Origin of the sequence: Rhodoferax sp., assembly GCF_037143375.1 — a bacterium.
Classification (GTDB): domain Bacteria; phylum Pseudomonadota; class Gammaproteobacteria; order Burkholderiales; family Burkholderiaceae_C; genus Rhodoferax.
Genome location: NZ_JBAWYV010000122.1, coordinates 1 through 9,491 on the forward strand (window position 1 = coordinate 1; position 9,491 = coordinate 9,491).

The window sequence follows — 9,491 nt, forward strand, 5'->3', positions numbered from 1 at the left end:
TTTGAAACTGCCGTTTTGTTCGGCCAGTTGCTGCAAAAAGATGATGTTGAGCACAATCCAGCCAATCGGCAGCAAGCCGGTAAAGCCGCCATACATGGCCGCTGTACCCGCCATGCCGATGGGCATGCCATAGGCGAAAACCGCCACGATCACGGCTGCCAGCAAACCAAGGCCCGCTGCAATGTGCGCCTTGATGTGCATGAAGCCGAGGGCCACCAGCATCACCACCACGGGAATGGCGGCCAGCAGGGTGGAAATCACCATGTTTCCAAAGGGGTCGTAAACCTGTTGCCAAATCATAAAAATCTCCTCAAACTAATTTTAAAAAATAACGCAAAAATCGTGCCGATTTGCGTGAACTAACCTTGCACCTCGTTAACAGTGCATAGGCACCTCCTCTCGGGTGCATTCTTCAAGCAGGTAGGCAATCGAACGGTAGGAGCGCCCGGTCTCGGAGGTCAGTCCGATCTCACAGGTCCGGTTGGTCGATACACCTTCGCAGCAATTTGAGGGCAGGGCGTCATGCACCTTGCGCAGCGCATGGGCATTGAGTTCGGGCACCACAAAGCCCCGGTCGCCGCCAAAGCCGCAGCAGGTCACACCGGCGGGTTCGATGACTTGCTCGACGCAAACGGCCAGCAGTTGGCGCAGTTTGGCATCGGAGGCGGTGCGGCGCACGCTGCAGTTGATGTGAAGCGCAATCGGGCCGGGCTTGCGCACCACCCGCAGGCGCGGCAGCAGCGCGTCTACGGCAAACTCGTGAAAGTCCAGCAAGGGCAAACGGCCTGCCAAGTATTTGTGCATGCGCGCGGTGCAGGTGCTGGCGTCCATGATGATGGGGTAGTAGCCGCCCCGTCCATCGTCGGCGGCTTGCATCAGGGCTTGCATCACGGCCTCTGACATGGCATCGGCTTCCTCGGCCAGGCCTTTGCTGGCGAGCATCTGGCCGCAGCAGAGTTTGTCAAAACCTTCAGGCAGACGTGGTGCGTAACCGGCGCGCACCAGCAGTTCCATGATGACTTCCGGCAGGGTGGCTTCTTCGGGCGTGTTCGCGCCGAAGATGCGACCGCCGCAGGTCGGGAAATACACCACCGGGTCACCGCTGCCGCTGTAGGGCGCGGGCAGTTTTCCGGCGCGCGGCATGCCGCGTTTCCAGGCGCCGCTGGAGAGCTTGGCCACCCCGTTTTCGCCAATGATGCTGGTCGCCATGTGGCCCAGGCTGAGGCCGATGCGCGAAACGGTAGCGACCTTGCCAAAGTTGTCGGCGGTCCATTGGCCCACTTTTTTGGAGGTGTTGCCCATGCCGCGTCCACGCAGCAGGCGGGTCAACTCCCCCGTGTCGATGCCGACCGGGCAAGCGGTGGAGCACAGGCCGCAGCCGGCGCAGGTGTCGAGGCCGTAGTAGGCGAAGTCGTCTTCAACATCGGCGGTGCTTTCACCTGCTGCGGTGCGGCGCGAGAGTTCGCGCCAGCTGACGATGCGCTGGCGCGGTGACAGCGTGAGGCGGTGCGACGGGCACAGCGGTTCGCAAAAGCCGCACTCAATGCAGCGGTCCACCAGCGCCTCGGCGGCGGGCATCGGTTTCAGATGCTGCAAGTGCGCCATCGGGTCATCATTCAGAATGACGCCGGGGTTGAGCAGGTTTTGTGGGTCAAAGAGCTGTTTGATGCGGCGCATCAGGTCGGTGGCCTGTTTGCCCCATTCCTTCTCGACAAACGGCGCCATGTTGCGACCGGTGCCGTGCTCGGCCTTGAGCGAGCCGTCGTACTTGTCGACCACGAGGTCGCAGACGTCGTCCATGAATTTGGCGTAGCGGTCAATCTCGGCCTGGTCAGAGAAATCCTGCGTGAACACAAAGTGCAGGTTGCCTTCCAGCGCGTGACCAAAAATGATGCCCTCGGTGTAGCCGTGTTGCAGCATCAGCGCCTGCAAATCGAGCGTGGCCGCCGCGAGCGATTCGACCGGGAAAGCGACGTCTTCAATGATGACGGTGGTGCCCGCACGGCGCATGGCGCCGACGGATGGGAATGTGCCTTTGCGCACTTTCCAGTACATCTCGCAGGTGGCCGCGTCGGTTGAAAAGGCAGGTGCCTCGACCGTGGCAATACCTTCCAGGGTGGCCAGCACGGCGTCGATGCGCAGTTGCAAGACCAGCGCGGTTTCAGCCCGAACTTCTATCAATAGCGCTGCCGCATCGCGACTGAGGGTGCGCATCACAGGGGGCAAACCGGGCTTGTCTTCGACCGAGCGCAGGGCCGGGCGGTCCAGCAGTTCGACGGCAGATACCTGAGTTTGCTTCAGGCGAATGACAGCCTGGCAGGCGGCTTCTATCGTCGGGAAAAACACCAGCGCACTGGCCTTGAACGGGTCTTCATTCACGGTTGCCAGGGTGAGGCGCGAGATAAAGCCCAGCGTGCCCTCAGAGCCGATCATCAGGTGCGCCAGGATGTCGATCGGGTCCTCGTAATCAATCAGGGCATTCAGGCTGTAGCCGGTGGTGTTTTTGATCTTGTACTTGTGGCGGATACGGGCCGCGAGTTTTTCATCGGCGCGGGTGGCCTGGCCCAGTCGTGCCAGCTCATCCACGAGGGTGGCGTGGCTTTTCCGGAAACTGGCCACGCTGTAAGGGTCTTCGGTGTCGAGCAACATGCCATCGCTCAAGATCACGCGCATGCCGACTAAAGTGCGGTAGCTGTTTTGGGCGGTGCCACAGCACATGCCCGAGGCGTTGTTGGCGGCGATGCCACCGATCTTGCAGGCGTTAATAGAGGCTGGGTCGGGGCCAATCTTGCGGCCATGGGGTGCCAACCGGTAGTTGACCTCGCCGCCAATCATGCCGGGCCCCATGCGCACGCTGGTGGCATCGGGGGCAATTTCGCAGGTGGCAAAACCTTCGCCGATCAGCGCCAATACGCTGTCTGTGACGGCTTGACCCGATAGGCTGGTGCCTGCTGCGCGAAATGTCACCGGCCGACCATGATTGCGCGTGGCCTGCAGCAAGGCTTGCACTTCTTCTTCGGATTCAACCACCGCGATGACTTCGGGCGTCAGTCGGTAGAAGCTGGCGTCGGTGCCATAGGCGAGGCGGCGCAGGCTGTCGGTAATGACCTGACGCACGGGTAGGATGCGAGACAGGGCGTCAACGATGGGGCTCATGATTTTCTATCCTTCAACAGGTCACGCAGGCGTTTGGGTGCGGGAATCAGCGGTGTGCGGCTACGTGTCCAGGCGCCTTGCTCGGTGGGCGACAAAGCGCGGCCCCGGCTCATGAACCACGAGGTGAGTTTGTAGAACCCCAGGCGGCTGTAGACCAGCGACCAGCCCTTCCAGATGAGACTGATCAGCGTGGTGCGGGCAGCACCACTGCCGCGCAAGGTGGCGTCCGCGCTGCCGGGGCGGGCTTGCGCCTCGTTGCGCAGGCGTACCAGAATGTCGGTGATCGGAATCTTCACGGGACAGACTTCGACGCAGGCACCGCACAAGGTAGAGGCAAACGCCAGCGGGTAGGTGGACTCCAGTCCCAGCATGTGTGGCGAGATGATGGCGCCAATCGGGCCGGGGTAGGTGGTGCCGTAGGCGTGGCCGCCAATGCGGGCGTACACCGGGCAGTGGTTCATGCAGGCACCGCAGCGAATGCACTGCAAGGTGGCGCGCAGTTCTTCGTCGGCAAAGGCCTGCGTGCGGCCGTTGTCGAGCAGGATCAGGTGCACTTCTTCGGGGCCGTCTTTTTCTCCCGGCTTGCGCGGGCTGCTGATCATGTTGACGTAGGTGGTGACCGATTGGCCGGTGGCCGAGCGCGTCAGCAGGCTCAGCAGTGGCGGCAGGTGTTCCAGTTTTTCGACGATTTTTTCAATGCCGGTGATGGCAATGTGAACGCGGGGCACGGTGGTGCACATGCGGCCATTGCCTTCGTTTTCGACCAGGCACAGCGTGCCGGTTTCGGCCACCGCAAAATTAACGCCGGAGAGGCCGATGTCGGCGTCGGCAAACTTGCGGCGCAGCACTTTGCGGCCAATGCGGATCAGCGCATCGACGTCTTCGGTGTAGGCCACCCCCGGGATTTCCTTGGCAAACAGGGCGGCAATCTCCTGCTTGGTTTTGTGGATCGCCGGCATGATGATGTGCGAGGGTGTCTCGCCGGCCAACTGGACGATGTACTCGCCCATGTCGGACTCAAACGCCTCAATACCGGCGGCTTCCATCGCGTGGTTGAACTCAATCTCCTCGCTCACCATCGACTTGCCCTTGATGATGCGCGTGGCCTTGACACGTCGCGCAATGCCCAGCGCAATGGCATTGGCCTCATCGGCGTTTTGGGCCCAGTGCACCTGCACGCCGTTGCTTTTTAAATTTGCTTCGAGTTGCACCAGCAAGCGGGGCAGGTTGGCCAGGCTGTATTTGCGAATGGCAGAGCCAAGATCGCGCAGGCCTTCCAGCTCTTCTTCGTCGGGGAATTGGTTGCGCCGTTTGGCTTGCAAAAAGTCCATGGCACCGCGAAAGTTCTTGCGCTGGCCCGGGTCGTTCAAAACGTTGCGGCTGCGTTCCTTGAAATCTTCAGCCGGGTGGATGGGGATGACTTTGCTCATGCTGTGGCTCCTTGTGGGTGGCACAGAAGCACCACCAGCTCACGGGGGCCGTGGGCGCCATAGGCCAGCGTTTGCTGAATGTCGGCAGTTTTGGAGGGGCCGCAAATCAGCAGCGCGTTGGTCGGCATGGCATCTTTCCAGCCTTCGACCGTCATGGCGGTGTGCAGGTCGGCGTGAATGGTGGTGACGTCGAGCAGCACAAAGTTGATGGGTGGCACCAGCGACATCAGACGTGGCTCGCTGGCGGTGGGCCACACCACCAGACTGCCGGTTTCAGCGATGGCGCTGCGGGCCATCGTGAGCCCGGCGTCTACGTCATCAAACAGCGTGTCGCGCCAGGCTTCAATTGATTGTTCGTAGCGCACCAGCTTGAGTGAGGTGGGCTGACGTGCTTCCAGGGCAGCGCCATGCGGCGTTTCGGTGCCAATCACGAGCTTGCAGAGGCCTTTGGTGGCAGCAATTTGCAGCAACAGTTCAGGCCAGTCGGCGTTGATTGTGTCGTGAATTTCAGCGTGGACGGCTTCGAGCGCGGTGCGCAGGCGCGCGATGCGCTGATCCTGGTCCTCGTGACGGCGGTGCGTGGCAAACCATCCGGTCACATCAGGCAGCTCTGGTTTGTTGGTGATGGCGGTGGCGCGCAAGCGGCCCAGAATCAGGTCGCGGGCGCTCATGCGGTTTCTCCGGTGGTGGTACGGCGCCACAGAAAGCTGGCCAGGTGCTCACCCGGCAACGACGGTGTGCTACGGTGGGCCACTTCGTCTTGTTTGGCGGCGCGTCCGGTGATGTTGAACAGGCAACCGCAGTCAGCGCTGACCACGCGCTCACATCCGGTGTCTTTCAAGGCGGCGACCTTGTCGCTGACGATGGCTTCTGAGATGTCGGGGTAGCGAATGGCAAAGGTGCCGCCAAAGCCGCAGCACTCCTCAATGCGCGCTTGCTCCACCACGGTCACTTGCGCCAGGCTCTCAAGCAATGCGCTGCTGGTGTCGTGCGAGCCCATTTGACGGCGCGCATGGCAGGAGGTGTGCAGGGCTACGGTGCAAGCGTCACCCAGGTCTGGCTGGTTGAAGTTGACGACCTGCACCAAAAATTCGCTCAACTCGTAGGTGCGCTCAGCCAAATTTTGGGCCACAGCGTGCAGCGCCGGGTCGTCGGCAAACAACGCCGGGTAGTGGTGGCGAATCATGCCGCCACAGGAGCCCGAAGGCACCACCACCGGCCACGGTTGGGTGAAAAGTTTAAGTTGTTGCAAGGCCACGGCGCGGGCTTCGTCGGGGTAGCCGCTGCTGTGGGCGGGTTGGCCGCAGCAGGTTTGCTGTTCCAGAAAATGAACCCGAATGCCCTCTCGCTCCAGCAGACGCACGCTGTCCAGCCCCGCCTCGGGCGCGAACTGGTCCACCAGACAGGTGGCAAAAAGATAGACATCCGTCGGTTTGGACGGATACAGACGTGCGTTGGATGGGTGGGATGCCATGACCGGAGTCTCCTCAATATTATTCGTATTGGTAAACTGGTAATACCAGTAAAAGCAAATGTAAAAATATTGAAAGAAATGGTCTATAGGTATAAACCCTAATTGGTTGGCGGCTTGATGGCGGTTGCCTGAGCAAGCGCGCCGAAGTTCAGCAGTTCAAGTCGTTAGGCTGCAAGAAAACTGACAGCCTTCGTGGCACTTTGGAGGCCACCGACGAGTGCGTTTAGAGCGCGGGCTCACCCAAACGGCGTAAGGCAGTGGAGCGGCGTTCTACTTCGCGAGCGTTGTCATCCATGCTTTGCCGGACAAACTCGATATGGTTGCGCGCTGCCCGGTCGGCCGCTTCGGGCTGGTGATTTCGGATGGATTGCCAAATGGCATGGTGCTGCGCTTTTAGCTGTTCCCAGCGTGGCGGCTGTTGATGCAGCTGCGAGAGGTTGGTCGACACATGGCCGTGAATGACCCGCATCAGGCTGGCGCTCAGGTGGCCGATCAGCACGTTATGGGCGGCCTCGGCCACCGCTTGGTGAAAGGCGACGTCCGCGTCAATACAGGTCTGCATGTCGTTGCTGTCGTAAGCGGCCTCCAGCGCGGCATAGACGGTGTCCAAGCGCTGAATGTCCACATCCAGGGCGCGCTCTGCGGCCAAGTAGGCCGCCTGACCTTCAAGCATCTGGCGAAATTCGAGCAAATCGCGGTGCAGCATCGGATGGCCCTTGAGCATGGCTTGCCAGGGATCAACAAAGTGCGCCTCCAGTCGGTCGGTCACCGTGGTGCCGCAACCATGGCGCGTGGTCAGCAGACCTTTGGCGACCAGTTTCTGGATCGCTTCGCGCAGCGAGGGCCGCGAAACACCGAGTTCCAAAGCCAGATCGCGCTCGGAGGGGAGCACGTCACCAGGTTTCAGCGAGCCTTCAAGAATGCGTTTCTCAAGCTCGCCAGCAACGGTATCAGCCAAGCGGGCGACGGGGCGAAGTGGAAACATAAATAGTTAAGTGGTAAGACCAGTTGATGATAGCTTGCCCTCTGGTGCTGTCAAGCGCAAGCCTCAACTAAGCCCTCCTGTTAACGTGCCGAGCGCTCCAGGTAGCGCTTGCGCCAGAAAAAAACCACCAGCCCGCAAGCGATGGACAGCATCAAGGCCATGGCAAACAAAAAGCCATTGGACTGGTGCAGCATGGGGATGTATTCGAAGTTCATGCCAAAGATGCCGGCAATCAGGTTCAGCGGTAAGAAGATGGCCGTCAGCACCGTGAGCGTGCGCATGATTTCGTTGGTGCGGTGGCTTTGGGCATTGAAGTGCATTTGAACCGCCGTTTCGGCGCTTTGCTCCAGCCGGCGGACGTGGTGCACCACGCGCTCGATGTGTTCGAGCACGTCGCGACTGCGCACTTGCAGCAGGTCGCGTTCGCGCTGGCTTAATGGCGAATCGGCATCAGGCCAGGTTTTGATGGCTTCGGTCCAGTCCTGCACGGCAGCGCGTTGGTCTTCGCAAATCTCGTCCAGATGGTGCAAGGACAGGCGCGCCTCAAGCAGGGCGCTCCAGTTGTTGAAACGGGTTTTGGGGTTGAGTAGTTCAGACTGCCAGTGGTCGAGTTGGTGCGTGAGCTCACGGCGCAGTTCCAGGTAGCCGTCCACCATGTGGTTGACGATGCGCAGCATCAGGTCAGCTGGTCCGCTGGGAAGCCGCGCACCGGACGCATGCGATTCGGCCGAAGCGGCACTCAGCAGTTTCGCCGCGTAGGCATCTCGCACGGCGCAGTCGGTGGGGTGCACGGTGAGCAGGACATGGTCGAACACCGCAAACCCGACCGGGCTGGTGTCAATACGCCGCAAAATAGGTGGCCCACCCCGGGTCGGCAAACGGTGCAGTGGCACGCCCGGCTGCTCCAGGTCGGTTTCGGCGTTACCGGCGGCCAGGCGACGAAACACCAGAATGTCGTACTGCGAGGTGTAGTCGTAGTGAGAGGGCAACTGGTTGCTGAGCAGGTCGGAAATATGCAGGTCCACCAGTTGCATGCCGCACAGGGCTTGCAATGTGGACTGAATCTGCGCCTGAAGTACCTCAAACTCGCGCCGCGCGCAAGCGATCCAAAGGTAGCCCTGGTCAGGCAGCCGCGCTGTGAGCAAAGGCCCCAAGGCATCCGATTCGGTCACGCTGGTGCCGTGAATGGTGAAAATTCGCATGTCAGGTCTTTCTCACCAAATTTATAACAAATTGGCCTCTAGCCCCCGCAGTCATTGCGCTAGCAGCTATTATTTTTGTAGTAAGCGGGCGGCATCCAGCGCAAAGTAGGTGAGCACGCCATCGGCCCCGGCGCGCTTGAAGGCGAGCAGGCTTTCCATCATCACCGCATCATGGTCGAGCCAGCCGTTTTGCGCAGCGGCCTTGAGCATGGCGTATTCGCCGCTGACCTGGTAAGCAAAAGTCGGGACCTTGAACTCGTCCTTGACGCGGCGCACCACGTCCAGGTAGGGCATGCCGGGTTTGACCATCACCATGTCGGCGCCTTCGGCAATGTCGAGCGCCACTTCGCGCAGGGCTTCGTCAGAGTTGCCGGGGTCCATCTGGTAGACCTTTTTGTTGCTTTTGCCCAGGTTGCCAGCGGAGCCGACGGCATCGCGGAACGGTCCGTAAAAGGCGGACGCGTATTTGGCGCTGTAGGCCATGATGCGGGTGTGCACAAAGTGGTTGGATTCCAGTGCATGGCGAATGGCGCCGATGCGACCATCCATCATGTCGCTCGGGGCCACGATATCGACGCCAGCACCGGCCTGGGTCAGCGCTTGCTTGACCAGCATGTCGACCGTCAAATCGTTCATGATGTAGCCGTCTTCAGCCGGATTCGGGTCGGGCAGGCCGTCTTGACCGTGGGTGGTGAAGGGGTCAAGCGCGACGTCGGTCATCACGCCCAGATCGGGGAATTCCTTTTTGAGAGCCCGCACCACGCGAGGCACCAGACCGTCCGGGTTGAGTGCTTCGCGTCCGTCCGGGGTTTTGAGTGAGCCATCAATCACGGGAAACAAGGCCATGACCGGAATACCCAGTCGAACACATTCCTCTGCAACGGGTAGCAGCAAGTCAAGACTCAGGCGCTCAACACCGGGCATGGAATGGATGACCTGACGTTGCTGCTGGCCGTCCACCACAAAAACCGGGTAGATCAGGTCGTGGGCGGTGAGGTTGTTTTCACGGACCAGGTTGCGTGTAAAAGCGTCGCGGCGCAATCTGCGGGGACGGCCCAAGGGAAATGGAGCATGGTTTGTCATGCGGAAAAGTGTAAAGGCTGAATGCTTTTTGTCAGCATGACGACAAATATTTAACCATTTAGTTGAAAAGGGTCTTATTTTTTGTTAAATTACGCATGGGCAGTTCGCTGCCTCCCGCTTTTCCTCCCTGAGCGGGGCCTTGATGTGTGACAGCAAATAGG

The 9,491-nt window shown here is 60.4% G+C and carries 8 protein-coding genes; all 8 read right to left on the reverse strand.

The features are described from left to right. Window positions 1-300, reverse strand: a 300-nt coding sequence (locus WCG50_RS14815) for an L-lactate permease (RefSeq protein ID WP_336900374.1), incomplete at its 3' end; no start/stop codon positions are given. A gap of 75 nt (window positions 301-375) precedes the next feature. After that, on the reverse strand, window positions 376-3,156 hold the full coding sequence (locus tag WCG50_RS14820; RefSeq protein WP_336900375.1) for an FAD-binding and (Fe-S)-binding domain-containing protein: 2,781 nt from the start codon (window positions 3,154-3,156) through the stop codon (window positions 376-378). After that, window positions 3,153-4,586, reverse strand: coding sequence for a LutB/LldF family L-lactate oxidation iron-sulfur protein (locus tag WCG50_RS14825; RefSeq protein WP_336900376.1), 1,434 nt, complete (start codon window positions 4,584-4,586; stop codon window positions 3,153-3,155). Before WCG50_RS14825 ends, WCG50_RS14820 begins: the two co-directional genes overlap by 4 nt. Then, window positions 4,583-5,257: a lactate utilization protein gene (locus tag WCG50_RS14830; protein WP_336900377.1), complete on the reverse strand. Its 675-nt coding sequence runs from the start codon at window positions 5,255-5,257 to the stop codon at window positions 4,583-4,585. The genes WCG50_RS14825 and WCG50_RS14830 overlap by 4 nt, the downstream gene beginning before the upstream one ends. Further along, window positions 5,254-6,060, reverse strand: coding sequence for a (Fe-S)-binding protein (locus WCG50_RS14835; protein ID WP_336900378.1), 807 nt, complete (start codon window positions 6,058-6,060; stop codon window positions 5,254-5,256). The genes WCG50_RS14830 and WCG50_RS14835 overlap by 4 nt, the downstream gene beginning before the upstream one ends. 223 nt (window positions 6,061-6,283) lie before the next feature. Further along, the gene (locus WCG50_RS14840) at window positions 6,284-7,045 is read right to left on the reverse strand and encodes an FCD domain-containing protein (protein ID WP_336900379.1); all 762 of its coding nucleotides are present in this window, start codon (window positions 7,043-7,045) and stop codon (window positions 6,284-6,286) included. Between the two features lie 80 nt (window positions 7,046-7,125). Beyond that, complete coding sequence (locus WCG50_RS14845) at window positions 7,126-8,247, reverse strand: magnesium transporter CorA family protein (protein ID WP_336900380.1); 1,122 nt, start codon at window positions 8,245-8,247, stop codon at window positions 7,126-7,128. Between the two features lie 69 nt (window positions 8,248-8,316). Beyond that, entirely contained in the window at window positions 8,317-9,330 is a 1,014-nt protein-coding gene (hemB, locus tag WCG50_RS14850) for a porphobilinogen synthase (RefSeq protein WP_336900381.1), read from the reverse strand. Window positions 9,331-9,491 lie beyond the last annotated feature (161 nt).

Excerpts from the sequence above, each read along its gene's own strand:
- WCG50_RS14820 (WP_336900375.1), bottom strand. The coding sequence starts at position 3,156 with ATGAGCCCCATCGTTGACGCCCTGTCTCGCATCCTACCCGTGCGTCAG.
- WCG50_RS14825 (WP_336900376.1), bottom strand. The coding sequence starts at position 4,586 with ATGAGCAAAGTCATCCCCATCCACCCGGCTGAAGATTTCAAGGAACGC.
- WCG50_RS14830 (WP_336900377.1), bottom strand. The coding sequence starts at position 5,257 with ATGAGCGCCCGCGACCTGATTCTGGGCCGCTTGCGCGCCACCGCCATC.
- WCG50_RS14835 (WP_336900378.1), bottom strand. The coding sequence starts at position 6,060 with ATGGCATCCCACCCATCCAACGCACGTCTGTATCCGTCCAAACCGACG.
- WCG50_RS14840 (WP_336900379.1), bottom strand. The coding sequence starts at position 7,045 with ATGTTTCCACTTCGCCCCGTCGCCCGCTTGGCTGATACCGTTGCTGGC.
- WCG50_RS14845 (WP_336900380.1), bottom strand. The coding sequence starts at position 8,247 with ATGCGAATTTTCACCATTCACGGCACCAGCGTGACCGAATCGGATGCC.
- hemB (WP_336900381.1), bottom strand. The coding sequence starts at position 9,330 with ATGACAAACCATGCTCCATTTCCCTTGGGCCGTCCCCGCAGATTGCGC.